Below are 24,157 nucleotides of genomic sequence, written 5' to 3'. Positions count from 1 at the left end.
CTCACCGCCATGAGGATCACGGCGGAGCTCCTGGCCACAGGCGGTAACACCACCGGATTCCGGATCCCCGACGACGTGGTCGGTGAGCTCGGCGGTGGGGCGCGGCCCAAGGTGGTGGTCACCGTCAACGGGTACGAGTACCGCAGCTCGATCGCGCGGATGAGCGGCGAGTACTGGCTCGGGGTGAGCGCCGAGCGGCGGGCCGGCGCGGGCGTGCGGGCGGGCGACGTGGTCGAGCTCGAGCTGGTGCTCGACACGCAGGAGCGGACGGTGGACGTACCCGAAGACCTCGCCCTGGCTCTGGCGGCCGAGCCCGCGGCGCAGGCGCGCTGGGACAAGCTCTCCTTCAGCCATAAGCGGCAGCACGTAGAGGCCATCCTCGGTGCCAAGGCCGCCGAGACCCGCGCCCGCCGAGTCGCCAAAGCCATCGAGAAACTGATCGCGGGTTAGAGCCAGCCTCGTCTCGCCGCCTGGTAGGCCAAGCCCGTGCGGGTGTCGACACCGGCGATCGCCATCATGCGGTCCAGGCGGCGCTGGACCGTGCGGCGGCTGACGCCCAGATGGGTGGCGATCGACTTGTCCGGCAGGCCGGAGACGAGCAGGGACAGCAGCAAGGTGTCGAGCTGTTCGTCGGGCTTGGCCGCGATCACCGGGGTGGCCCGCTCCCAGTGGCTCTCGAAGAGCGCCACCAGGGCGTCCAGCAACTCGCTGGGCCGGATCAGCGCCGCGCTCGGCTGGGCGATGCCCCGTGCCTCGTCCGGCACCAGCGGGCAGATGGCCAGCTTCCGGTCGGCGATGGCCAGGCGCACGGGCAGCGTGGGCAGCACACGCGACTCTTCGCCGTACCCGATGGCCTCGATGATCCCCTTCAGCTCGCCCGGCGTCTCGATCAGCTCGCGCTCGTAGATCGCCCGGTATTTCACGCCGCGGGTCAGCGCCGGCGCCTCCTCGTTGTTCTCCGGGCCCTCCATCGCGATCGGGTTGGCCCGGCAGAACCAGAGGATCTCCTCGGTCGCCGAATCCTGCATCTCGCTGAGCCGCTGTCGTAACGCCCGCGCGCCGACCACGATCTCGACCAGATGTTCGGCGCTGCGCCGGCGCGCGCTGGTGCGGTAGTCCTCACTCAGCGCGGCCATCATCTCACGCGCGACCTGCAACTCCTGCTGCCGGCGGAGCAGCACCTCACCGAGCGCGACATCCGGCGGACGCGCGTGATAGACCGGCCCCGGCGACGCCAATCCCTTGGCGTGCAAGGCCTCCAGCGTCTCCGCGGCATCATCCGCGGTGACTCCGGCACTCTCCGCGAAACCCTTCGCGTCGGTGCCGGACAGCCGCACCAGCAACCGATAGGCATGTTGCTGGTCCGGCGACAGAACATCGCCCTCCCCTGACATGGCCGTCACTTTACTGAGCTGCGGCCCGGTTGCTCCGGAACGTAAGTACCGTCACGCGTCGAACGCGACCTCGGGGTTGAGCAGGGTGGTCCACCGTGGCCGCCACCGCTCCTCCCGGCCGGCCATCTCGCGGGCCATCTCGTCCCGCCCCGGCCCGGAGATGCCGTTGTCGGTCCACCAGTCCGGCCACGAGTCGTAGCGCCGCTCGATGGTCGCGCCGGTGGCCGTCGTCTCGAGCCGCAGGAACAGCCACGCCCCCGCCCGCGGGTCGGCCTCCTCGGCCCGGACCGCCTGCACCAGATCGACCACGTCGCCGAACACGGTCAGCGGCTCCTCGCCGTCGCGCACCAGCGGCGCGAACTCACCGTCCTGCTCGGAGGCCTTCGAGGCGCTGGCCCAGAACAGCAGCGAGCACCGTCCGTCGCCGTGCGGCGCGCGGTCGCGTACCCATCGCACCAGGTCGTCCATCGCCGGCGTCGGCGGCGGCAGCGGCCGGTCCAGCTCCGCGGCCCGCTGCATCGCGTCCCAGACCAGGCGGCGGTGCTCGCGGTCGGACAGCTTGCGCACCCGCCGCTGCTCCGGCTTGCGGCCGGCGGCGACCATCGGCGGGGCGCCACCCGGGCTGATCCCGCCGGTCGCGGCCACGGCCAGTCCGGCTTCGACCAGACCGCCCGGGTACGCCCGGAGCACGCTCACGTCGACCCGCTGCTCCTCGGCCGCGGTCAGCAGCGCCTCACAGGTGTCCCGGATCCGCGCCTCGTCGGTGAGGTCGGCGGGCCGGTAGGCGCCCCACCGCACGATGAACTCGTAGAGCTCATCGGCGGCCGATTCATGATCGAGCGCCGCGCCGGCCGTCTGCACCAGCCCGTCCGCCTCGTCGTAGGGCGCGTGCTCCCACCGCACCCCGTCATGCCAGTAGACGTACCCGAGCTGATCCTCGCCGGCGAACTCGGCCAGCTCCTCCCACGGCAGCCACTCGGGCGCCCCCGCCAGCACATCGACCGGCGGATCGGCGTCCACGGTCGCGCTGTACTCATGGTCGTACCCGTACAGAACGGCCCGCCCGCCCTCGATCAGGGCCAGATGCCCCCAGTTCCCGCCATGATCATCATGGTGGGCCCCACCCGCGCCCACGGTCCACACATCATCGAACCCCACCGCACTGAGCGCCGTCGCCAACGCCGCCCACCGCCGCCACACCACGATCGGCTCAGGTATCTCCACCAGCCCACTTTCGCAGATCACCGCACATCGAGCCTGGTCACTCACCCTCCTGTCGCCGAACGTTCACGATCGCCACCGGCCGGCGCGGTGGTAGCGTGCGGGCTTCCCGACGAGCTACGGAGACCTTCGCCATGGCGACCGGGCTGGAGACGGCCATCGCCCGCATCGCGGGCCAGATCATCCGCCGGCTCGGCGGCCACGTGGGCAAGCAGGCCCAGCTTCGCAAGGCCCGCGACTCGGCCCGCCCGCTGATGGCCCGCCAGGTCGCCGACGACCTGCTCGGCGAGCTGTCCGCGGCCGAGGCGGCCGAGCTGGCCGGCTACCTGGTGTCACCCGACTTCGAGCAGGTCGCCCTCCAGTTCGCCGTGGCCCGCCTGCACCCCCGCGACGGCCAGCGCGACGAGTTGCTCGCCGCGGCCCGCGACCAGATCCGCCAGGGCCTGCGCCTGGCCACCACCCTCCCGCCCGAGCGACGCTTCGGCCTGACCGACGTCGTCTACGACGCCCTGCTGGCCGCCGAGCACACCCCCGGCAACCCGGCCCAGGCCGCCCGGCTGGGCCACCTGGTCGCGATGGCCGCCCGCAACGGCGAACTCCTTGGCCGCCTCACCGACCTGACGTCCTGCCGGGCCGAGGCCGACCTTCTCCGCACGCAGGTGGCCGCCATGCACGCCGAGCTGCGCATGCCCCACACCGGCGTGAGCCGCAGCGTTCCCTGGGACCAGCTCTACGTGGAGTCGCGCCCCCACGACCTGCGCCGCGAATCCGCGCCGGTCCGCGAGCTGGCGCAGACGGGCCGCCGCCTGGTGGTCCTGGGCGATCCCGGGGCCGGCAAGTCCACGCTGGCCACGAAGCTCGCCTACGACCTGGCCTCCGACCCGGCCGGCACCGAGGTCCCGTTCCTGGTCGTACTCCGCCACCTGGCCACCGCGCTGCATCAGGGCGAACGCACCCTGGCCGAACACCTGACGGTGGTCGCCCGCGACCCCTACAACGTGGCGATGGCCCCGGAGACGGTCGACTACCTGCTGCTCAACGGCCGCGCCGTGGTCATCCTCGACGGCCTCGACGAGCTGACCGACGTGAGCCTCCGCCGCCGCCTCACCGAGCTGGTCCGCGGCTTCGCGACGCTCTATCCGATGGTTCCGATCGTCGCGACCTCCCGCCGCGTCGGCTACCGCGAGGCGCCCCTGGACGCGGCACTGTTCCCGGTCCACGACCTCTTGTCCTTCGATTCCGCTCAGGTCGAGATGTACGTCCGGCATTGGTTCGCGCTCGACGACGGAACCCCTTCGGCTGACCGGGAACGGCTGGCCGCCTCGTTCCAGCGCGACAGCGATTCGATCCAGGATCTGCGGAGAAACCCGCTTCTCCTGGCGTTGCTGTGTGCAATGTATTCGGCTGACCATTACGTTCCGCGATTGCGCGCGCAGATCTACGAGCGTTGCGCGCTCATGGTATTCGAACGCTGGGACTCGATGCGGGGTATCGGCAGGCACCTCGAGTTCGAGGGTCGCGTTCGCGGTGCTGTTCAGCACCTCTCGTGGCATCTTCTGGTCAACGATCAACCTGACGTCGGCCGACATCAAATCATTCGCCTTCTGGTCGGCTATCTGGTCGGCCGCGGCCTCGGTCCGGACGAGGCCGAGACCGCCGCCCGCGAGTTCCTCGAATTTTGCGCCGGCCGGGCCTGGGTGCTCGCCGAGGTGGGTTCGACCGACATGGAGCCGGTCTACGGATTCGCGCATCGCACGTTCCTCGAGTTTTTCGCCGCAGAACATCTCGTCCGAAACCGGCACACCCCGGAGGAGGTTTGGAACGAGTTGCGCGCACGTGTCGCTGCCGGGCAATGGGAAGTCGTCGCGCAATTGGCGGTGCAGCTGGTCGACCGCGGCACCATGGACGGTGCGGAGACGATCGTGCGCACGGCAATGGAGGAAGCGGCGCGGTCGAGCGGCACGGAGCGGGAACGGCTGGCTCAATTCGGTGCGAGCGCGCTACAGCACGTCACCTTGCCGCCCGTGGTAGTGGAACGCGTCGCGCAGGAGGCGTTGGCCTGCTACTTCTCGGTGCCGTTCGAGGACAGATTCCGAGCGGTCATCAGCAACACCATGCTCCAGACGATGTCGGCCACCGACGGTGCCCTCGGGTCGGCGATCCACCTCTGCATGGGGAGCAACTTCAGCTATGTGCGGCGTGCCGTCGCGGCTGCGATCGTTGACAGTATTGCCACCGGTGACGATCGTGGCCACCTTCTCCTCGAGAGTTTGGGCCAGTCTCATGTCTCGAGTGAGCGCATACCGGACTTGATCGAACTGCGCCAATCGCTGGGGAAGTCGATGGCGGACTCGCATGGCGCTTGGCAGGAACGCTGGTTCAGGAAACCTGCCGGCGTCCACAGTATGGTGTCCGGTGGCGCCGTAGGTTCATTGAAGAACCTGTACATGTATCAGACGGCTCTAGGGACTACCTTTTCTTTGATCCCGGATCTGCTGGGCGAGGGTGAGCGGTGACCGAGGATGCCGAAGGACTTGCCAACTATCTATTAGGGTTGGATCCGCCCTGGTTCGATGGCTCTCGTTGGGCAAGCGACGTCGAGCGTCTACGGAACTCCGGAAACACTGGTTCGGAGGTATATCCGTTCTTCCAGCCGTGGAAGTTGGCACGTTATGACGATGCTGGTGGTGCGCTCCGATCGGCGTGGATGGTTATTGCACTTCCCTTCGTTGAGCTGGCGCGCGACATCGGCCTCGACGAAGGCGTGATGGCGCCCCACGAGGCGCTGCTGGCCGTGGTCCAGTCGTCGCCCAACCCGGAAAATCTGCATGGGTTTCTCGTGGGTCAAGGCATCTCCGAGCGAGTCGCCGACTTTCTGGCTCGGTGGAGCGTCGGCGAGTTCCGGGTCCTGAGGATTTCGACGCCCTAGCTCGTGATCGTGGCGCCGAGGAAGAAGATGCCGGGATGGCCGGGGGTTTCGAAGCCGGCGCTGCGGTTGGCCCGCACGGTTGAGTTCTTGATGGTCAGGCTGCCGGTGCGGTCGTTGCTGACGAAGAAGACGGCGCCGCCGCCCTCGCGGGCCCGGTTGTTCTCGATCAGGGCGCCGGTGACGGTCACCGTGAAGAGGTTGCCGTCGGTGTAGATGGCGCCGCCGCTGCCGCCGCCCGGAGTGCCGGCCTCGGCCGGGTTGGCGCCGTGGCCGATCGCCTCGTTGTCGCGGAAGACGCTGTTCAGGACGACCCAGGACACGCCGATGCTGCTCAGGGCGCCGCCGTTGGAGCAGCGGCCGCCGGTGAAGGTGCTGTTCACGACATACACCGGCCGGGTCTGCGACTGCGCCCGCACGGCCGCGCCGCCCAGGTCGGGGCCGGTGGCGTCGCAGCGGTTGCCGGTGAAGCGGGAGTTGATCACCTTGAGCCGGCCGCCACGGGCGAAGATCGCGCCACCGCCGTCCGGCGAGCCGGTGCTGTCGCCGTCGGCGAGAACCAGGTTCTGCACGGTGAGAGCGGGATTGTCCTGGTCCTGGCAGTGTGACGTGGTCGGCCGGACGCAGGTGTTCATCAGCAGGATGCGCCGCTTGCCGCCGCCGCTCAGGGTGACCCGGCCGCCGCCGTCCAGGACGACGCGGGCGATGTCGTTCCGGACCGTCGCCGTACGCGTCATGGTGATCGTCGCCGGCGCCGGGCCGCAGTCGAAGGTGATCACGCCGCCGGCCGCCACCGCGTTCACCACCGCGTCCGACGTGCAGCTCGCCGCCGTGCCGGTGCCGACGACCCGGGTCGGTTCGCCGGTGTCCTCGGCCCGGGCCGCCGGCGGGATGGTCGCGCGCCCGTCCGGGTTGCCGGGCTTGGGCAGGGCCCGGGGCGCCGCCTTCTTGGCCGGGGTGGACGACGGTGTCGGCGGCGCCGGCGAGGACGACGCCGCGGCGGACGGCGGGGCCTCCGGCGGGAGCGGGGCCGGTGGCGGAGAGTCGCCACACCCGCTCACCAGAAGGGCGCCCAGCAGCGCAGATACGGCCCGTCGCACGTCCTGATCGTAGGCGAGGGTGGGCATCCGGGCCGCGTACGTAGAAATATGGGTCTCATGGTTGAGCCGATCTGGACCGGGCCCGCGGTGGCCGTGGTGACTCTGTTCGACGCCGAGGGCCGCTTGCTGGCGGCGGAGACCGGCGCGCACGCCGCGCGGCTGGTCGCCTCGGGGATGCGGGCGGTGGTGGTGGCGGGCAGCACGGGCGAGGCGGCCACGCTGTCCGACGCCGAGCGGGTCGCCCTGGTGGCCGCCGTCCGCGGGGCGTGCCCCGGCGTGCCCGTGCTGGCCGGCAGCTCCGGCGAGTGGCACGGCATGGCGGTCGAGCGTACGGCGGCGGTGCTCAAGGCCGGCGCCGACGCGGTCCTGGTCGCGCCCCCACGCCTCGGCGGCGACCTCGGCGTCTACTACGACCGGGTGGCCGAGGCGGCGGCCGGCGCCCCCGTGCTGGCCTACCACTACCCGGGCGTCGCCGGCGGTCCCGTGCCCGTCGACGCCCTGGCCGGCCTGCCCGTGCAGGGCGTCAAGGACAGCTCGGCCGAACCGGCCCGCCTGGTCAAGGAGCTCGACCTGGGCAAGGCCGTCTACACCGGCGCGGCGGCCCTGCTCGGGTACGCCGGCTGGCTCGGCGCCACCGGCGCCATCGTGGCCGCCGGCAACCTCGTACCCGAGAAATGCCTGGCCGCGTGGTCGGGTGACGCCGACGCCCAGCGCGAGGTGGCCCGGGCCGAGGCCGCCTATAAGGCCCGGCCCGGCGGCCTCAAAGCCGCCCTGGCCGAGGCCTTCGGCACCTCACCGACGAGACGACTCGGATAGCCGACCGCAACCTCGACGTCGGCGGGAGGCCCGGCCGCCGCCCGGTGGGCGGGAAGGGCTGGCGGCCGCCGTCACGCTCCGGAAGCACTCACCCGATCGGGTGACAAGGAGTGATGTCGGGTTGTCTTACGACTAGGGTGTCACAAGACAACCCGACGGGAGGGTTGTTCAGAAGAGGAGCGCGGCCGCGGAGACGGCCTGGTGAACCGGTACGAACAGCATTGACATGCAGAAGGCGCTGACTATCACGATCATCGCTCGACGGTGGGCGTTCTTGGACATCGGCTCGCTTCCAGGTGGTGCGGGAATATCGATGATCACCTTACTGGAGCGGTTCCTGTTACCGGTGAGTTTTGCTCAGCGTCACCGAGATCCACTGTGGAGGTTTGCGAGAATTCGCGGCTCCCGGTTGCCGTGTTGGCTTCCGGTCAGGGCGTCTGCTTAGCCTGACCCCCTGGCGTACCTTGGGGGGCCGCGACGTGCACGATGCCGAACCGCCACGCCAGCTGCCCGCTCCGCCGCGGGTGTTCGTCGGTCGCCGGGGCGAGCTCGCCGACCTCGAGGCGGCCGCCGCGGCGGCGCCGCTGGTGATCCTGACCGGACCCGGTGGCGTCGGCAAGACCACGCTGGCCCGGCGCTGGGCGAATGACGTCAAGCCGCGCTTCCCCGACGGCCAGCTCTTCCTCGACCTGCAAGGCGCCGGCCCGGCCACGGCCACCGACCCGGCGGACGCGCTCGGCCACCTGCTGCGCGCGCTGGGCGTGCCGCCCGATCAGGTGCCCGCCGGAACCGGCGAACTCGCCGCCCGCTATCGGTCGCTGACCGCGGGCCGGTCCTTCCTGATCGTGCTGGACAACGCTTTCTCGGTGGCTCAGGTCCGGTCCCTGCTGCCGGGCGACGGCCCGAGCGTGGTGATCGTGACGAGCCGGCAGCGGCTGACCGGCCTGCTCGCCGACGGCGGCGTTCCGGTCGAGGTGCGGCCGTGGGCCCCGGACGACGCTGTCGCGCTGCTGGAACGAATCCTCGGCCCGGACCGGGTGCGGCCGGAGCTCGCCGACGCCAGGCGCATCGCGCGGCTCTGCGACGGGCTGCCGTTCGCGGTGTCCGTGGTGGCCGCCCGGCTCGCGGCCCGGCCGCGGATGCCGCTCGCCCGGCTGGCCACCGAACTGGCCGGGGAGGCGGGGCGGCTTCGCGCTCTGCGTACCGCCGAAGGGGTTTCCGTCGTGAGCTCGCTCGACCTCTCCTATCAGGGCCTCGACGCGGCGACCCGCGCCGTCTACCGGCGGCTCGCGGTGCTGCCGGCGCGCGAGTACGGACTCGGCCCGATCACCGCGCTGACCGGTTCGGCTCCCGCCGCCGAGGCCGCGGTCGACCGGCTGATCCAGGCGAACCTGCTGGAGGAGGTCGGCGCCGACCGGCTGCGGCGGCACGACCTGGTGGTGCTGCACGCGCGGCAGCGGTTCGAGGCCGAGGAGCCGCCGGACGACCACGATCACGTGCGGCGTGCCGTGCTCGAGTGGTATCTGGCCGCCGCAGGCGTCGCGGATCGGGTGCTCACCCCGTATCGAAGACGCCCTTTCCCCTACCGATTCACCGCGACCCCGCTCCTGCCGCCGTCGTTCGCGGGACGGGACGATGCTCTGCGGTGGCTCGGCGCGGAGCGGCTCGCTCTGCTGGCGGCGGGCGAGGCGGCGCTGGCCGGCGGCTGGAACGAACTGGCCTGGAATCTCGGCGACGTGCTGTGGCCGGTGCTGCTCCTGGAGAAGCACTATGGCGACCGGGCCGGCATCGAGGAGCGCGGCGTGACGGCGGCCCGGCGCTGGGGCAACCGGTGGGCCGAGGCCGACGCGCGCAAACGGCTCGGCATCGCGCACGCGGAGGCCGGCCGGCTCGCCGACGCCGAGACGGAGCTGCGCCGAGCGGCCGAGTGCTACCGGGCCGTCGACGATCCGCTCGGCGCCCTGGACGCCGAGGAGCGGATCGCCTCGGTCCTCCGGGACACCGGCCGGGCGGACGAAGCCATCGCGATGTACGAGCGGATCCTCGCCGCGAACCGCACCACCGGCGAGCCGCGCCGCGTCGGCCTCACCCTTCTCCGCCTGGGTGCGCTGCGCTCCCGTTCCGGGACGCCGGCCGAGGCGGTGGCCCTCCTGCTGGAGGCGCGGGAGGTCTTCGGGCACCTCGGCGACACCGACCCGTACAACCGGGAACGCGCCGAGATCGCCCTGGCCGGCGCCTTTCTGGCGCTGGGCGAACTGGACGACGCCACGGCCGCGGCGGGCGGCGCCGTCGCCGGGATGGGCCGGCTCGGCTCGCGGTTCGAACAGGCCCAGGCGGTCGAGGTGCTGGCGCGGGCGGCGACGATGCGGGGCGACGAGACCGGCGGCCGGCGGCACTGGGCCCGGGCCCTGGCGATCTACGACGACCTGGGCTCGTCCCGGGCGCCGGCCCTGCGCGCCGAACTGTCCGATCCGGACCTCGGGTAGAGCGCGACGGTTCCGTCCACGTCGACCGCGACCACCAGGGTGAGGCCGGGACAGGCGGTGAACAGCTCCGCGATCCGATCCGGACCGGCGGGCCCGGTGACGATCACGTCGGCCAGCCGCAGCAAGCGGTCCGGCGCGGCCCGGCCGTGGCAGCACACGACGAACGGCTCGCTCATCGGACCGGCACCGGCTCGGTGCGGCGATGCCGTCCGGGCTGGGGCAGGCCGAGAAGGCGGTACAGGTGCCGGCGCAGTCGTTCGCCGGCCCGTCCCGGGTACGAGGTGAGCCGCGCCGCCACGGCCCCGGCGTCGAGGGCCCCGGCGACCCGCAGCTGTGGTTCCAGCGGATCGCCGAGTCGTAGTCTCGCCGCGTTCCGCCCGACCAGTTCCTGGGCCGTGCCCGGGGCGCACTGACGGGACCACGGCCCGTCCAGCCGCAGCGTCGGCACGCCCGCGGCCGCCGCGTAGGCCGTCACCGACCCGTGATCGCCGATCACGTGATCGGCCGCGGCGATCACCGCGCGCCAGTCCTCGGCCGGTTCGGGCAGGATCAGTCCCGCCGCGCGGCAGTCCCCGGTCCACGCCCGCACCTGGCGATGCCCGTGCGCCCAGATGGCCGGATGAAGGAGCGCCGCGACCCGGTACCGGTCGCCCGGCAGGCCGTCCAGCAACCTCGGCAGCAGTTCCCGGGTGGCGCCGAAGATGCCGTCGCGTCCCCAGGTCGAGCTGACCACGACCAGCCGCCGGCCGGCGCCGAGGGCCAGGGCGCGGCGGTACGCGTCCCGGCCGGCCCGGCTGCGGACCAGCCGGTCGAAGCAGATGTCCCCGGTCACCACCGCCACCGGCAACGCCGCCGGACACTGCCGGCGCAGCACCTCCCGTTCCGATTCGTGGGCCAGCACCAGGGCCGTCGGCAGCACTCGGCCGCCCCGCAGCAGCCGCCGGGCCTCCAGCCCGAAGACCTGCGGCGGTTCGACCACCGGGCCACCGTGACCGGGCGGCCGGGCGGTCTTGCCGTGCCCGGCGCCGTGGGCCATCAGGACCAGCGGGCCGTGGATCTCGGCCAGCCCGTCGTAGGCCGCGGCCAGCGCCAGGTCGAACCGTTCCCGGGTCGCCTGCGCCCACGGCACGAGCAGCGCCCCGAGCCCGCGCAGGTAGTCCTCGACGCCGTGGTTGAAGACGTCGGGCGCGACCGTGAACACGACCTGCACCCGTGTGTCGGATTCCACCAGGTCGATCACGTCGAGCAACCGCTGGCCGCTGACCACGGTGTGGACGACCACGAGCACCTTCCGGCAGCCGTCCCGGGTGACCCACCGACCCGCGTCGATGCCGATCGGCACCGTCATCCATTCCTGTTCCATGCTTCCGCCTCTCCTCCGGCCTGGTTGCGCCCAGAGTCCGAAGAGGACCGTGCGGTGGGCTGGGTCGTGGGCTTGCAGTTCGCTTGCACGGTCACTGGCAAGCGCGTGTCAGATCTGTCGCCATGCGCTACACGCCGACTGGCGATCAGGGAGCACCGGCCAACACACTGAGTAGCGGTTCAGCTACTAAGAGGAGGGTCGCTCGTGCGGTTCGGCGTGCTCGGTCCGACGGAGCTGTGCGACGGGGAACGGTCGATCCCGATCGGCGCGGCGAAGCAGCGCGGTCTGCTCGCGCTCCTGCTGGTGCACGCCGGACGTCCGGTCCGGGTGGACGTCCTGGTCGAGCACCTGTGGCCGGGCGGCGGCCCGTCCGATCCGCGGCAGACCATCTACTCGCTGGTCAGCCGGCTACGGAAGGTCTTCGCCGGCCATGGCGTGCCGGCCGCCGTGGTCAAGGACGGCAACGCCTACCGCGTCGAGGTCGATCCGCGCATCGTGGACCTTCACCGATTCCGGGCGCTGGTGGAGCGGGCGCGAGGTGCGCTGGACGCCGGCCGTCCGGCGGCCGCGGTGTCCGATCTGGAGCAGGCCATCGACCTGTGGCGGGGCGACGAGGCCGTGACCGAGCTGCGCGGCCCGTCGGCCGAGCGACTGCGGGAACAGGTCGGCGACGAGCGGCTCGACGCCCATCGGCTGCTGGCCGGCGGGCAGCTCCGGCTCGGCCGGCCCGACGCGGTGCTGGTCCGGCTGCCCGATCTGCTCCGCGAGCACCCGGTGGACGAGGCGCTGGCCCGGCTTTGGATCGGCGCGCTGTTCGCGGCGGGCCGGTACGAGGAGGCCCGGCGATTCCACGGCGCCTTCCGGAAAGCCTTCCGGCGGGAGATGCGCCACGACCCGGAGATCGACCTCGACGCGCTCCGGGGCGCCCGGTCGGATCCGGCGGTCGGGCACCCGCATCAGCTCCCGTACGAGATCCGGGGTTTCGTCGGCCGGGCCGCGCTCCTGGCCGACCTCGACCGCTTCGCCGAGCCCGCGCCCGGCCGGCCGAACGTCGTGGTGATCACCGGCATGCCCGGCGCCGGCAAGACGACGCTGGCCACCCACTGGGCCCAGCGCCACGTCGGCCACTTCCCCGACGGCCAGCTCTATCTCGCGGCGGGCGCCTACGGGCCGGGCGCCCCGGTCGACCCGAAGGAGGCACTGGCGCGGTTCCTGCACGCGCTGGGTGTTCCACCCGACCGCATCCCGGCCGACGCCGAGGAGCGCCGGCACCGGTTCAACGACCTGGTGGACGGCCGCCGGGTGCTGGTGCTGCTGGACAACGTGGCCAGCTCGGAGCAGGCCCGTCCGCTGATCCCGTCCGCCGCCGGCTGCCTGACCCTGATCACCAGCCGTGATCGGCTCAGCGGGCTCACGGTCCGGGAAGGCGTGCACAACGTGGTCAGCGAACCGCTGGCCGCCGACGAAGCCCGCACCCTGCTCACCCGGATCATCGGCGAGCCGCGCACGACGGCCGAGCCCGCGGCGGTGGACCGGCTCGCCGGGCTCGCGCACGGCCTGCCCCTGGCGGTCCGCATCGTCGGGGTCCACGTCGCCGAACGTCCCCGGGCCCGGGTCGCCGACCTCGCCCGGGAACTGCGCGAACGCGTGCTCTGGGCGCCGGTCGAGGATGGTGATCTGAGCACCTTCTTCGAATGGTCGTACCGTGAGCTGGAACCCGCGGTCGCGACACTGTTCCGGCGGCTGGCTCTGCACCCCGGCGTCCGGATCAGTCTGGACGCCGCCGCGGCGCTGACCGGGTCGGGCCTACGCGCGACCGAGCGCGCGCTCGACCTGCTGGCCCGGGCGAATCTGATCGAGCACGACACCGCCCGGCGCTACCGGATGCACGACCTGCTGCGGCAGTACGCTCACGCCTGCGCCGAGATCGAGGACAAGCCGGCCGAGATCGCCGAGCGGCGGCGAGCCGTGGTGACCTGGTTCCTCTGCTCGGCGGCGAACGCGGCCGCGGTCATCGCGCCGCAACAACCCCCGGTGCCCGACCTGCCGCAGGCGCCGCCGGACGCGATGCGGTTCGGCACCGAGGCGGACGCCCGAGCCTGGTGCCGGACCGAGCGTGGCAACCTGGGCGCCGCCGCCCGGGACGCCACCCGGCACGGCCTGCACCGACTCGCCTGGCAGATCCCGGCGGCGATCCACGAGATCTTCACGCACACCGGCCGCTACGACGACCTCATCCACCTGAATCGGAGGGCGGCCGCCTCGGCGCGGCTGGACGGGCACGTCTTCGGCGAGTTCGCCAACCTCAACAACCTCGGCTACGCCTACTGCGCCACGCATCAGTACGACCGGGGCATCGCCGCGCTGACCCTGGCCCGGGATCTGGCCGCCGCCGCGGGCAACGCGCGGGCCGAGAGCATCTGCGCGCACAACCTCGGGGTGGCCTACCTGAACACCGGCGACACGCCCCGGGCGATCGAGACGTTGCGGGAGGTCCGGCTGGCCCTGCGGAACCTCGGCAGCTCGTTCGGCGAGGCGGCGACGCTGCACCAGCTCGGGGACGCGTACCGGCGGGACAAGCAACCCCAGAGGGCTCTGGCCGCGTACGGCGAGGCCCTGGCGATCCGCGAGCGGGACGGCGCGATCCGCGGCCAGGGTCACACCCACCACCGGTTGAGCGAGTTCTATCTGGCGGCCGGCGAGCCGGACCTGGCCCGGCGGCACTGTGCCACCGCGCTGGCCTGTCACGATCGCGTGCAGGATACGGCCGGGCGTTGTGACGCGCTGATCACCCGGGCCGACATCGAGCATGCGGCCGGGTCGGGCACCTCGGTGGCCCATGCCCGCGCCGCCGTGACCGCCTGCGCCGACCTGGACGACTCCTACCGGAAGGTGCGGGCGCTGGCCGTCCTCGCCGACGCCCTGACCGCCGCCGGCGCGACCGGCGAGGCCGGCCGGATCCGCGCCGGGGCGCTGCGGACGGCCACCGAGCTGTCCGGCCCCGACGCCGAACCGTTGGTGGCCCGCCTGATCAGAGGGACTCGGCGTTGACCGTGCGGATGGCGTCGGTCAGGGCGGTCAGGCCGGTTCGGGCCTCGTCCTCGGTCAGGGTCAGCGGCGGACCCATCCGCAGGACGTTGTTGTAGAGGCCGCCCTTGCCGACCAGCAGGCCGTTCCTGCGGCACTCCTCGAAGACCCGCACGGTCGCGGCGGGGTCGGGCTCGGTGGTGCCGGGGCGGACGAACTCGACGGCCAGCATCAGGCCGCGGCCGCGTACCTCGGCGACGATCGGCGTTTCCCCGGCGAGCCGGCGCAGGCCGTCGAGCAGGATCGCGCCGACCCGCTGGGCGTTGGCCTGGAGGTCGTGGCTGAGCACGTAGTCGAGGACCGCGTTGCCGGCCGCGGCCGAGATCGGGTTGCCGCCGAAAGTGGAGAAGCTGATCGCCGGCACCGCGTTGATCACCTCGGCGCGACCCACCACGCCGCCCAGGGCGAAGCCGTTGCCGATGCCCTTGGCGAAGGTGATCAGGTCGGGCACGACGCCGTGCGCCTGGTAGCCCCAGAAGTGTTCGCCGGTGCGGCCCCAGCCGGTCTGCACCTCGTCGGCGATCAGCAGGATGCCGGTTTCGTCGAGCACCTTCTTGAACGCCCCGAGCATCCCGTCCGGCGCGTGCACGAACCCGCCCACGCCCTGGATCGGCTCGGCGATCATGGCCGCCACGTCGCCCGCGGTGACCGTGGCCAGGGTCTCGCGCAGCTCGTCGACGGCCACGTCGATCTGGTCGCCGTCGGAGAGGCCGGCCATCCGCCCGCGGAGCCGGTCGCCGGACGGCAGCCAGGACACCTGCACCGGGTTCAGCGAGCTGGCCGACCAGCTGCGGTGCCCGGTGACCGCCATGGTTCCGAAGCTGCGACCGTGGTAGCTGTTCTTGACGGCCAGGATCTGGTTGCTCCTGCGGATGTTGGTGGCCATCAGCATCGCGGCCTCGTTGGCCTCGGTGCCCGAGTTGGTGAAGAAGACCCGGGCGTCGGGGATGCCGGAGACCCGGGCGATCTTCTCGGCCAGCTCGACCTGCTGGCGGATCAGGTAGAGCGTCGAGGTGTGCGCGACCCCGGTGCGTAGTTGCCGCTCGACGGCCTCCCGGATCTCCGGCACGTCGTACCCGATCATCGTGGTCAGCACCCCGCCGAAGAAGTCGAGGTAGGTGCGGCCGGCCGCGTCGGTGACGTGCCGCCCGGAGCCGGAGACGATCTCGATCGCCTCGTCGCCGTAGTAGATCGGCATCCAGGCCGGCATCACCGCGTGGTGCCGGGCGAGCAGGTCGTCGTTCGTCATAGGAGCCTCCGGTTGTCGGTACGTCGAGCGGCCGAAGCCAGGATCGTGGCGAGGTCGTCGAAGCCGTCGGCCACCAGCCCGACCGTCACCCGCACGTGGTCGGTGGCCGCCGGGGTGACCATGAACGGCGCGCCGGGGGCCACGCTGATGCCGTGCGCGGCCAGGGTGACCAGCGCCTGCTGCTGGTTGTGGACGGTCAGCCACAGGTTGATGCCGTCGTCCGCCGCGGCCTCCGCCTGCCGGGAGCGCAGGGCCGCGAGAAGTGAGGCGCGTCGGCGGGCGTATTCGAGGCGCGCGGTGGAGACCTGAGCGATCGACGCGGGCGAGGTGAGCAGGTCGAGGAGTACGGCCTGGAGCAGCCGCGACGACCAGCCGGGCCCGAGCAGCCGCCGGGCCGCGACCGCCTCGATGATCCGGGCGGGCCCGCCGACCGCGGCCAGTCGCAGGTCCGGTCCGTGACTCTTGGAGAACCCGGCGATGTGTACGGTCCGGTCCGGCCGATGCGTGCCGAGGCTGACCGGTGTCGCGGTGGCGATGTCCCCGGCGTGGTCGTCCTCCACGATGATCGTGTTCTCCGGCAGCCGGGCGGCGAGCGCCGCGACGTCCGAGGCGGACATCGTGGCGCCGGTCGGGTTCTGAGCGCGGGGCTGGATGAAGATCGCCACCGGCTCGGCACCTTCCAGGTCGCTCAGCGGCACCACCGTGGCACCGGCCGTGTCGAGCAGGTCGAGCAGCGGCGGGAAGGTCGGGTTCTCCACGACGACGCGGTCGCCGAACCGCACCGCGACGCCGATGATCCGGTCCAGCGCGTCCAGGGCGCCATCCACCACGGTCACGGCCTCGGGCGGGAACGGCCACCGCTCGCGCAGCACGTCCTCGAGCGCGGGCAGCACCGGAGCGTCCAGATAGCTGCTGGTCAGCCGCCCGTCCCCGACCCGCTTGAGCGCCTCGGTCAGATCCGGCAGAAGATCGTGATCGGGTACGCCGGACGACAGGTCCCGCTCGAGCGCCGGCCCGCCCAGCTGGGCGTACCGCAGCCGGGGCCGATCGAGAGCCGCCACGAACGTCCCGGACCGCCCCCGCGTCCGGATCGCCCCGGCCCGCAGCAGGCTCTGCCAGGCCTCGGAGACCGTGGTCGGGCTGACCCGGAGCTCGCGTGCGACGTCGCGCACGGTCGGCAGCCGGCTGCCGCTCGGCAGGTCACCGGCCGTCACCAGCCGGCTGACCGCGGCGGCGATTCCCCGTGAGCTGCGGTCCTCGACGGCCCGGGCGATCAGAGCGAGCAAATTACGTCTCCGAAACATTGCGTAACGATCAGGCAATTGTTCGCCGTCATCTGTGTCGTAACGTTCTACCACCTCGGATGTCAAGCTCCCAGGGACGATGACATGCGGTGGCGAGACGATCACACTGTCTTGGTGACCCACGCCACAGGGGAAGAGAGAGGGGCCCAGCTCATGACCGACGTCATCCGCGCCGCCCTCGTCCAGACCAACTGGACGGGCGACAAGGAGTCGATGATCAAGGCGCACGAGGACTACGCGCGTGACGCGGCCGCGCAGGGCGCCAAGGTGATCTGCTTCCAGGAGCTGTTCTACGGCCCCTACTTCTGCCAGGTCCAGGACGCGGCCTACTACGAGTACGCCGAGTCGATCCCGGGCCCGACCACCGAGCGCTTCCAGGCCCTCGCCCGCGAGCTGGGCCTGGTGATGATTTTGCCGATGTACGAGCAGGAGCAGCCCGGCGTCCTCTACAACACCGCCGCCGTGGTCGACGCCGACGGCAGCTACCTCGGCAAGTACCGCAAGAACCACATCCCGCAGGTCAAGGGCTTCTGGGAGAAGTTCTACTTCCGGCCCGGCAACCTCGGCTACCCGGTGTTCGACACCGCGGTCGGCCGGGTCGGCGTCTACATCTGCTACGACCGGCACTTCCCCGAGGGCTGGCGGGCCCTCGGCCTGAACGGCGCCCAGATGGTCTTCAACCCGTCGGCCACCAGCCGCGGCCTGTCCAGCTACCTGTGGCAGCTGGAACAGCCGGCCAGCGCGGTGGCCAACGAGTACTTCATCGGGGCGATCAACCGGACCGGCGTCGAGGAGCTGGGCGACAACGACTTCTACGGGCAGTCGTACTTCGTCGACCCGGAGGGCAAGTTCGTCGGCTCGGTCGGCGACACCCACCAGCCCGAGCTGATCGTGCGCGACCTCGACCTGGGCCTGCTGAACACGGTCCGCGACCGCTGGCAGTTCTACCGGGACCGCCGCCCGGACAGCTACGAGGGCCTGGTGACACCGTGACCACGCTGATCAAGGGCGGCACGGTGGTCGGCCCGACCGGTCCGTACGCCGCGGATGTCTTGATCGACGGCGAGACGGTGGCCGCGATCTTCGCGCCGGGCCGGGCCCCGGACGGCCCCGAGGTCATCGACGCCACCGGCAAGTACGTGATCCCGGGCGCCATCGACGCGCACACCCACATGCAGATGCCGTTCGGCGGCACCGAGGCCAGCGACACCTTCGACACCGGCACCCGGGCCGCCGCGATCGGCGGCACCACGACGATCATCGACTTCGCCATCCAGCGGTACGGCGAAGTGGTCCAGGACGGCCTGGCGGCCTGGCACCAGAAGACGGCCGGCGCCTGTCACATCGACTACGCCTTCCACATGATCGTCGGCGGCGTGGACGACGACTCCCTCAAGGCCATGGACCAACTGGTCAGCGACGAGGGCATCACCAGCTTCAAGCTCTTCATGGCGTACCCCGGCGTCTTCTACTCCGACGACGGCCAGATCCTGCGGGCGATGCAGAAGGCCCGGAGCAACGGCGCGATGATCATGATGCACGCGGAGAATGGTCCGGCCATCGACGTTCTGGTCAAGCAGGCCCTGGAACGCGGCGAGACCGACCCGATCTTCCACGGCATCACCCGGCCCCAGGAGCTCGAGGCCGAAGCCACCAGCCGGGCCATCTGGCTGGCCGGCGTGGCCGCCGACTGCCCGCTCTACATCGTGCACCTCTCCGCGTCGAAGGCGCTCGAGCAGGTCAAGGCCGCCCGCGACCTCGGCCGCAACGTGTTCGCCGAGACCTGCCCGCAGTACCTCTACCTGACCCTGGAGGACCAGCTCGGCGCGCCCGGCTTCGAGGGGGCCAAGTGGGTCTGTTCGACGCCGTTGCGCAGCAAGCACGAGAACCACCGGGCCGATCTGTGGCAGGGCCTGCGTACCAATGACCTGTCGGTGGTCTCGACCGACCACTGTCCCTTCTGCATGAAGGACCAGAAGGAGATGGGGATCGGCGACTTCTCCAAGATCCCGAACGGGATCGGCAGCGTCGAGCACCGCGTCGACCTGCTCTACCAGGGCGTGGTCGACGGCAAGCTGTCGCTGGCGCGCTGGGTCGAGACGATCGCCACCACCCCGGCCCGGATGTTCGGCCTCTACCCGCGCAAGGGCATCATCGCGCCCGGCTCGGACGCCGACATCGTCATCTACGACCCGGGCGCCCGCACCCGGATCGGCGTCGCGACCCACCACATGAACATGGACTACTCCGCCTGGGAGGGCTGGGAGATCGACGGCGGCGTGGACACCGTGCTGTCCCGCGGACTCGTCGTCAGCGCGGGTGGCGAATACCGCGGTCACGCCGGCCACGGCCGATACGTCAAGCGCGGACTCTCCGACTACCTGCTCTGAGGAGGTTGCATGGACATCGGTGTGGTGCTCCAGAACGACCCGCCCGCGAAGCAGGTCGTCGAGTACGCCAAGCAGGCCGAGGCGCTGGGCTTCAGCCACGTGTGGACGTTCGACTCGCACGTGCTGTGGCAGGAGCCGTTCGTCGTCTACTCGGCGATCCTCGCGGCCACGTCCCGCGTGATCGTCGGTCCGATGGTGACCAACCCGGGCACCCGGGACTGGACGGTGATCGCGTCCCAGTTCGCCACCCTCAACGAGATGTACGGCAACCGCACCATCTGTGGCATCGGCCGGGGCGACTCGGCGCTGCGGGTGATCGGGAAGCCGCCGCAGACCCTGGGGCAGCTCCGGGAGGCGGTCCAGGTCATCAAGGCCCTGGCCAACGGCGGGTCGGCCAACGGGCTGAGCCTGGCCTGGGCCCCGGAGAGCACCCTCGACGTCTGGGTCGCCGCCTACGGGCCCAAGGCGTTGAAGCTGACCGGTGAGGTCGCCGACGGTTACATCCTCCAGCTCGCCGATCCCGACATCGCCGAGTGGATGATCAAGGCGGTGCGCAAGGCGGCGGCGGATTCCGGGCGCGATCCGGCCGCGATCAAGTTCTGCGTGGCGGCGCCGGCCTACGTGGGTGACGATCTGGCTCACCAGCGGGATCAGACCCGGTGGTTCGGCGGGATGGTCGGCAACCACGTCGCCGACATCGTGGCCCGCTACGGCGGCAGCGGCGCGGTGCCCCAGGCGCTGACCGACTACATCAAGGCCCGCGAGGGGTACGACTACTCGGAGCACGGCCGGGCCGGCAACACGCACACCACGTTCGTGCCGGACGAGGTGGTCGACCGGTTCTGCGTGCTCGGCCCGGTGGCCGACCACCTGAAGCGACTGTCGGCGCTGCGTGAGCTCGGCGTCGACCAGTTCGCGGTCTATCTCCAGCACGACGCGAAACAGGCGACGTTGACCGCGTACGGCGAGCAGATCATCCCGGCGCTGCCGTGAGAAGAGTTCTCTTCGCGCTCGCCGGGCTGCTCGTGTTCATCCTGCTGTGGGAGGGCTACAAGGTCGTCGGCAATCAGGACGGGACGGTGCTGTTCGGCGTACGCCTGCTGCCCCGCGCCGACGACCTGTCCATGCCGCACGTGTGGACCGTGCTGTCCCGCCTCGGCCGGCCGGAACTGGCCGGCGGCAGTCCGGTGTGGATCGTGGTGCTCCGCGCGTGCCTGTTCACGCTCGGCATCACGGCCGCCGGGTTCGCCGCCGGCGCGGTCATCGGTCTGCTGCTGGCGGTGGCCATGCAACGCTTCGTGATCGTGGAGCGCGGGCTCCTCCCGTACGTCATCCTCTCGCAGACCGTGCCCCTCGTCGCGCTCGCGCCTCTCATCGCGGGCTGGGGCGGCACGATCTGGCCGGCCTGGATGTCGGTCTCGGCGATCGCCGCCTACCTGGCGTTCTTCCCGGTCGCGGTGGGCATGCTGCGGGGGCTGCAGTCACCGGCCGCGGCCGGCGTCGAGCTGATGCGCAGCTATGCCGCCGGGTGGTGGCGCACGCTGGTCAAACTCCGCCTGCCGGCGTCGCTGCCCTACCTGTTCCCGGCGCTGCGGCTGGCCGGTGCGGCCGCCGTCGTGGGCGCGGTGGTGGGGGAGATCTCGACGGGTACGCGCGGAGGAATCGGCCGCCTCGTCATCGAGTACTCGCGCGAGGCCACCTCGGACCCGGCCAAGGTCTACACCGCCATGCTCGGCGCCGCCGTCCTCGGACTGGTGGTCGCCGGCCTGGTCGGCCTCCTGGAACTGCCGCTGATGCGGCACCGCCGACGGGTGGAGGTGGCGACGCTTTGACCGCGGTGTCGGTTTCCGGCCTGACCAAGGTCTTCAACGCCGGCCGCCCCGACGAGGTGACCGCGCTGTCCGATGTGGACCTGGCGGTCGGCGACGGCGAGTTCGTCTCGCTGATCGGGCCCTCCGGGTGCGGCAAGAGCACGCTGCTGCGGCTGATCGCCGACCTGATCCCGGCCACGTCGGGCTCGATCTCGGTGGCCGGCGACACGGCCACGTCGGCCCGGCGCAAGCAGGAGTACGGGATCGCGTTCCAGCAGGCCGGCCTCTTCGAGTGGCGGACCGTGGCGCGCAACGTCGAACTGCCGCTGGAACTCCGGGGGATGTCCCGCTCCGCCCGGCGCGATCGGGCCCGGGAGATGCTCGACCTGGTCGGGCTGGGCGACTTCGCCGGGCACTACCCGGCGCAGCTCTCGGGTGGCATGCAGCAGCGGGTGGCGATCGCCCGGGCCCTCGCCGTGTCGCCGCCGTTGCTGCTGATGGACGAGCCGTTCGGGGCGCTCGATGAGATGACCCGGGAACGCCTGCAGACCGAGTTGCTGTCGATCTGCGCCGCGACCGGCGCCGCCGTGGTGTTCGTGACCCACTCGATCTCCGAGGCGGTCTTCCTGTCCCGCAAGGTCGTGGTGATGTCGCCGCGGCCGGGCCGCATCACCGCCTCGATCGACGTCGCCCTCCCGGCCCGCGACGAGGCGGTCCGCCAGTCCTCGGCCTACTTCGACACGGTCACCGCGGTGCGGAAGGCCCTCCGCGCATGATCCGTCGTGTCCTTCCCCCGGTTGTCTTCGGCCTGCTCGCTCTGGTCGCCTGGGAGCTGACCGTCACCCTCGGCCGGGTAGCGCCCTTCATCCTGCCCGCGCCCAGTGCCATCGGGCGTGAGCTGCTGGTCCAGCGTGGCAACATCTGGGACGCCGCCCTGGCCAGCGGTCTCAACGCCCTGATCGGGTTGGCCGCCGGCTCGGTCCTGGGCGTGCTCGCGGCCATGCTGACCAGCCGGTCCAAGGCGTTGAGCGACGCCAGCGTGCCGTTCGCCGCGGTGCTGAACGCGCTGCCGATCATCGCGCTCGCCCCGATCCTCAACAACATGTTCGAGTCGACCAGCAGCGTCCCGCGGCGCATCGTGGCCGGCATCATCGTGTTCTTCCCGGTCTTCGTGAACACCCTCCGCGGACTACGCGAGGTCAACCCCGTACACCGCGAACTGATGGAAAGCTACGCGGCCGGCGGCTGGACCTTCGCCCGCAAGGTGCGCCTGCCCGGCGCGCTGCCCTTCGTCTTCACCGGCCTGCGGCAGGCGTCGTCGCTGGCCGTGATCGCCGCGGTCGTGGCCGAGTACTTCGGCGGACTGCAGGACGGGCTCGGCGCGCGGATCACCTCCGCCGCGTCGTTCACCGCGTACCCCCGTGCCTGGGCCTTCGTGGTCGGCGCCTGCCTTCTCGGACTCGTCTTCTACCTGACCACGCTGATCGTCGAACGACTCGCGATGCCCTGGAGATCCCATGCGTAAGTCTCGTCTGCTGCTCGCCTCCCTCCTCGTTCTCGCCGCCTGCGGCACCGCCGACACCCCCGCTGTCACCAGTGCGAGTGGCGGCGCGCTCGCTCCGGTCAAACTTCAGCTCCAGTGGTTCTACCAGGCCCAGTTCGCGGGCTACATCGCCGCCGTCGACCAGGGCTTCTACAAGGAGCAGGGCCTCGACGTCCAGCTGCTCGAGGGCGGCGTGGACATCGTGCCGCAGACCGTGCTCGCCCAGGGCAAGGCCGACTACGCGGTGGCCTGGGTGCCCAAGGCCCTGGCCTCGCGCGAGCAGGGCGCCACCATCACCGACGTCGGGCAGATCTTCGCCCGCAGCGGCACCTACCAGGTGGCGTGGAAGGACAGCGGCATCACCTCGGCCGCCGACTTCAAGGGCAAGAAGATCGGCAACTGGGGCTTCGGCAACGAGTTCGAGCTGTTCGCCGGCATGACCAAGGCCGGGCTCAACCCCGGCAAGGACGTCACCCTGGTGCAGCAGCAGTTCGACATGCAGGCGCTGCTCAAGAAGGAGATCGACGCCGCCCAGGCGATGAGCTACAACGAGTACGCCCAGCTGCTCGAAGCCGTCGACCCCGCGACCGGCAAGCCGTACACGGCCGACAAGTTCCAGATCATCGACTGGAAGACCGAAGGCACGTCGATGCTCCAGGACGCGGTGTGGGCCAACACCGACAAGCTCAACGACCCGGCGTACCAGCAGCAGACCGTGAAGTTCCTGACCGGCACCATCAAGGGCTGGGCGTTCTGCCGGGACAACGCCGAGAAGTGCCGCGATCTGGTCGTGGCCAAGGGGTCCAAGCTCGGCAAGAGCCACCAGCTCTGGCAGATGAACGAGACCAGCAAGCTGATCTGGCCCTCCACCGCCGGGATCGGCATGATCGACGAGGCGGCCTGGAAGCAGACCGTCGACCTGTCCATGTCGACCAAGAACCAGACCGGCGACTCGGTCCTGACCAAGCAGCCGGCCGGCCTGGCCTACACCAACGACTACATCAAGCAGGCCGTCGAGCAGGCCAAGTCGAACGGCGTCGACGTCAACGGCGCGACCTTCCAGCCTCAGACGGTCACCCTTTCGCCCGGCGGCGCCTGAGCCGGCTCCGCTGTTCGTGAGGTCGCCGTTCTGCTGGTCAGTTCTTCTGCTCAGTTCGGCGACTTCACGAACAGCCCGAGCATCCCCGACAGCGCCGACGAGAACACCGTCACGATCACATCCGGGCTGGTGCCCTCGTTGCCGTCGACCACGGTCCAGATGATCCCGGCGAGCGCGATCACCAGGATCACCGACAGCGCCACCACCAGGATCCGCCACAACATCCCCGTGTCCGAGGTCGTCGGCGTCGGAATGCTCTGAGCGGCCGCGGCCGCCCCCACCGCGGCCTTCACCTCGACCGACTCGCCGGCCGCCCCCTCCATCGCGTCCCGCACCATCTGCTGCACAGTCATGAGCCCCCGCTCCCT

Annotated in this window: 21 protein-coding genes; 13 read left to right on the top strand and 8 right to left on the bottom strand. The window is 71.3% G+C overall.

What is annotated here, in order from left to right:
• Positions 1–9: 9 nt before the first annotated feature.
• On the top strand, positions 10–450 hold the full coding sequence (locus AB0M54_RS10205; protein ID WP_364316008.1) for a YdeI/OmpD-associated family protein: 441 nt from the start codon (positions 10–12) through the stop codon (positions 448–450).
• Here AB0M54_RS10205 and AB0M54_RS10200 read toward each other — a convergent pair.
• Together AB0M54_RS10200 and AB0M54_RS10195 are read right to left on the bottom strand one after the other, a co-directional pair.
• On the bottom strand, positions 447–1,394 hold the full coding sequence (locus AB0M54_RS10200; RefSeq protein ID WP_364316010.1) for a helix-turn-helix domain-containing protein: 948 nt from the start codon (positions 1,392–1,394) through the stop codon (positions 447–449). The genes AB0M54_RS10205 and AB0M54_RS10200 overlap by 4 nt on opposite strands.
• Positions 1,395–1,445: 51 nt before the next feature.
• Positions 1,446–2,618: a hypothetical protein gene (locus tag AB0M54_RS10195; protein ID WP_364316013.1), complete on the bottom strand. Its 1,173-nt coding sequence runs from the start codon at positions 2,616–2,618 to the stop codon at positions 1,446–1,448.
• 251 nt (positions 2,619–2,869) lie between these two features.
• On the opposite strand from AB0M54_RS10195, the gene AB0M54_RS10190 reads away from it, so the two are divergent.
• Both AB0M54_RS10190 and AB0M54_RS10185 read left to right on the top strand, forming a co-directional pair.
• Complete coding sequence (locus AB0M54_RS10190; RefSeq protein WP_364470266.1) at positions 2,870–5,131, top strand: NACHT domain-containing protein; 2,262 nt, start codon at positions 2,870–2,872, stop codon at positions 5,129–5,131.
• A complete protein-coding gene (locus AB0M54_RS10185) occupies positions 5,128–5,544 on the top strand; it encodes a hypothetical protein (protein WP_364470264.1) in 417 nt (138 codons plus the stop codon). Before AB0M54_RS10190 ends, AB0M54_RS10185 begins: the two co-directional genes overlap by 4 nt.
• On the opposite strand, the gene AB0M54_RS10180 is transcribed toward AB0M54_RS10185, so the two are convergent.
• Positions 5,541–6,641 carry a hypothetical protein gene (locus AB0M54_RS10180; protein ID WP_364470262.1) on the bottom strand — a complete coding sequence of 367 codons (1,101 nt, stop codon included), beginning with the start codon at positions 6,639–6,641 and terminating at the stop codon, positions 5,541–5,543. The genes AB0M54_RS10185 and AB0M54_RS10180 overlap by 4 nt on opposite strands.
• Positions 6,642–6,698: 57 nt before the next feature.
• On the opposite strand from AB0M54_RS10180, the gene AB0M54_RS10175 reads away from it, so the two are divergent.
• Positions 6,699–7,457 carry a dihydrodipicolinate synthase family protein gene (locus AB0M54_RS10175; protein ID WP_364316018.1) on the top strand — a complete coding sequence of 253 codons (759 nt, stop codon included), beginning with the start codon at positions 6,699–6,701 and terminating at the stop codon, positions 7,455–7,457.
• A 479-nt stretch (positions 7,458–7,936) separates the two neighbouring features.
• Positions 7,937–9,943, top strand: coding sequence for an NB-ARC domain-containing protein (locus AB0M54_RS10170; protein ID WP_364470260.1), 2,007 nt, complete (start codon positions 7,937–7,939; stop codon positions 9,941–9,943).
• On the opposite strand, the gene AB0M54_RS10165 is transcribed toward AB0M54_RS10170, so the two are convergent.
• Together AB0M54_RS10165 and AB0M54_RS10160 are read right to left on the bottom strand one after the other, a co-directional pair.
• Complete coding sequence (locus AB0M54_RS10165; protein WP_364470258.1) at positions 9,874–10,119, bottom strand: hypothetical protein; 246 nt, start codon at positions 10,117–10,119, stop codon at positions 9,874–9,876. The two genes, AB0M54_RS10170 and AB0M54_RS10165, sit on opposite strands and share 70 nt — an antisense overlap.
• Complete coding sequence (locus tag AB0M54_RS10160) at positions 10,116–11,306, bottom strand: hypothetical protein (RefSeq protein ID WP_364470256.1); 1,191 nt, start codon at positions 11,304–11,306, stop codon at positions 10,116–10,118. Before AB0M54_RS10160 ends, AB0M54_RS10165 begins: the two co-directional genes overlap by 4 nt.
• Before the next feature lie 204 nt (positions 11,307–11,510).
• Here AB0M54_RS10160 and AB0M54_RS10155 point away from each other — a divergent pair, with 204 nt between their 5' ends.
• A complete protein-coding gene (locus tag AB0M54_RS10155) occupies positions 11,511–14,357 on the top strand; it encodes a BTAD domain-containing putative transcriptional regulator (protein ID WP_364470254.1) in 2,847 nt (948 codons plus the stop codon).
• Here the strand turns inward: AB0M54_RS10155 and AB0M54_RS10150 are convergent.
• Both AB0M54_RS10150 and AB0M54_RS10145 read right to left on the bottom strand, forming a co-directional pair.
• On the bottom strand, positions 14,338–15,642 hold the full coding sequence (locus AB0M54_RS10150; protein ID WP_364470252.1) for an aspartate aminotransferase family protein: 1,305 nt from the start codon (positions 15,640–15,642) through the stop codon (positions 14,338–14,340). The genes AB0M54_RS10155 and AB0M54_RS10150 overlap by 20 nt on opposite strands.
• The gene (locus AB0M54_RS10145; RefSeq protein WP_364470250.1) at positions 15,639–16,946 is read right to left on the bottom strand and encodes an aminotransferase class I/II-fold pyridoxal phosphate-dependent enzyme; all 1,308 of its coding nucleotides are present in this window, start codon (positions 16,944–16,946) and stop codon (positions 15,639–15,641) included. The genes AB0M54_RS10150 and AB0M54_RS10145 overlap by 4 nt, the downstream gene beginning before the upstream one ends.
• Before the next feature lie 153 nt (positions 16,947–17,099).
• On the opposite strand from AB0M54_RS10145, the gene AB0M54_RS10140 reads away from it, so the two are divergent.
• Genes AB0M54_RS10140 through AB0M54_RS10110 form a run of 7 tightly spaced genes read left to right on the top strand, consistent with a single transcriptional unit; the run spans position 17,100 to position 23,789 of the window.
• A complete protein-coding gene (locus AB0M54_RS10140) occupies positions 17,100–17,939 on the top strand; it encodes a nitrilase-related carbon-nitrogen hydrolase (RefSeq protein WP_364316052.1) in 840 nt (279 codons plus the stop codon).
• Complete coding sequence (gene hydA, locus AB0M54_RS10135; RefSeq protein WP_364316049.1) at positions 17,936–19,336, top strand: dihydropyrimidinase; 1,401 nt, start codon at positions 17,936–17,938, stop codon at positions 19,334–19,336. Before AB0M54_RS10140 ends, hydA begins: the two co-directional genes overlap by 4 nt.
• Positions 19,337–19,345: 9 nt before the next feature.
• Positions 19,346–20,329, top strand: a complete 984-nt coding sequence (locus tag AB0M54_RS10130) for a TIGR03842 family LLM class F420-dependent oxidoreductase (RefSeq protein WP_364316046.1) — start codon at positions 19,346–19,348, stop codon at positions 20,327–20,329.
• Positions 20,326–21,168 carry an ABC transporter permease subunit gene (locus tag AB0M54_RS10125; RefSeq protein ID WP_364316044.1) on the top strand — a complete coding sequence of 281 codons (843 nt, stop codon included), beginning with the start codon at positions 20,326–20,328 and terminating at the stop codon, positions 21,166–21,168. The genes AB0M54_RS10130 and AB0M54_RS10125 overlap by 4 nt, the downstream gene beginning before the upstream one ends.
• A gap of 5 nt (positions 21,169–21,173) precedes the next feature.
• Positions 21,174–21,923 (top strand): ABC transporter ATP-binding protein, encoded by a 750-nt coding sequence (locus tag AB0M54_RS10120; protein WP_364470425.1) that lies wholly within the window; start codon positions 21,174–21,176, stop codon positions 21,921–21,923.
• Positions 21,920–22,672 carry an ABC transporter permease gene (locus AB0M54_RS10115; protein ID WP_364316038.1) on the top strand — a complete coding sequence of 251 codons (753 nt, stop codon included), beginning with the start codon at positions 21,920–21,922 and terminating at the stop codon, positions 22,670–22,672. The genes AB0M54_RS10120 and AB0M54_RS10115 overlap by 4 nt, the downstream gene beginning before the upstream one ends.
• Complete coding sequence (locus AB0M54_RS10110; RefSeq protein ID WP_364316035.1) at positions 22,665–23,789, top strand: ABC transporter substrate-binding protein; 1,125 nt, start codon at positions 22,665–22,667, stop codon at positions 23,787–23,789. The genes AB0M54_RS10115 and AB0M54_RS10110 overlap by 8 nt, the downstream gene beginning before the upstream one ends.
• Positions 23,790–23,839: 50 nt before the next feature.
• Here the strand turns inward: AB0M54_RS10110 and AB0M54_RS10105 are convergent, their stop codons facing one another.
• The gene (locus tag AB0M54_RS10105; RefSeq protein ID WP_364316033.1) at positions 23,840–24,142 is read right to left on the bottom strand and encodes a hypothetical protein; all 303 of its coding nucleotides are present in this window, start codon (positions 24,140–24,142) and stop codon (positions 23,840–23,842) included.
• Between the last annotated feature and the right edge of the window lie 15 nt (positions 24,143–24,157).

It is taken from the genome of Actinoplanes sp. NPDC051470, assembly GCF_040682035.1.
GTDB lineage: Bacteria > Actinomycetota > Actinomycetes > Mycobacteriales > Micromonosporaceae > Actinoplanes.
This window is presented reverse-complemented; position numbering and strand designations above follow the sequence as displayed.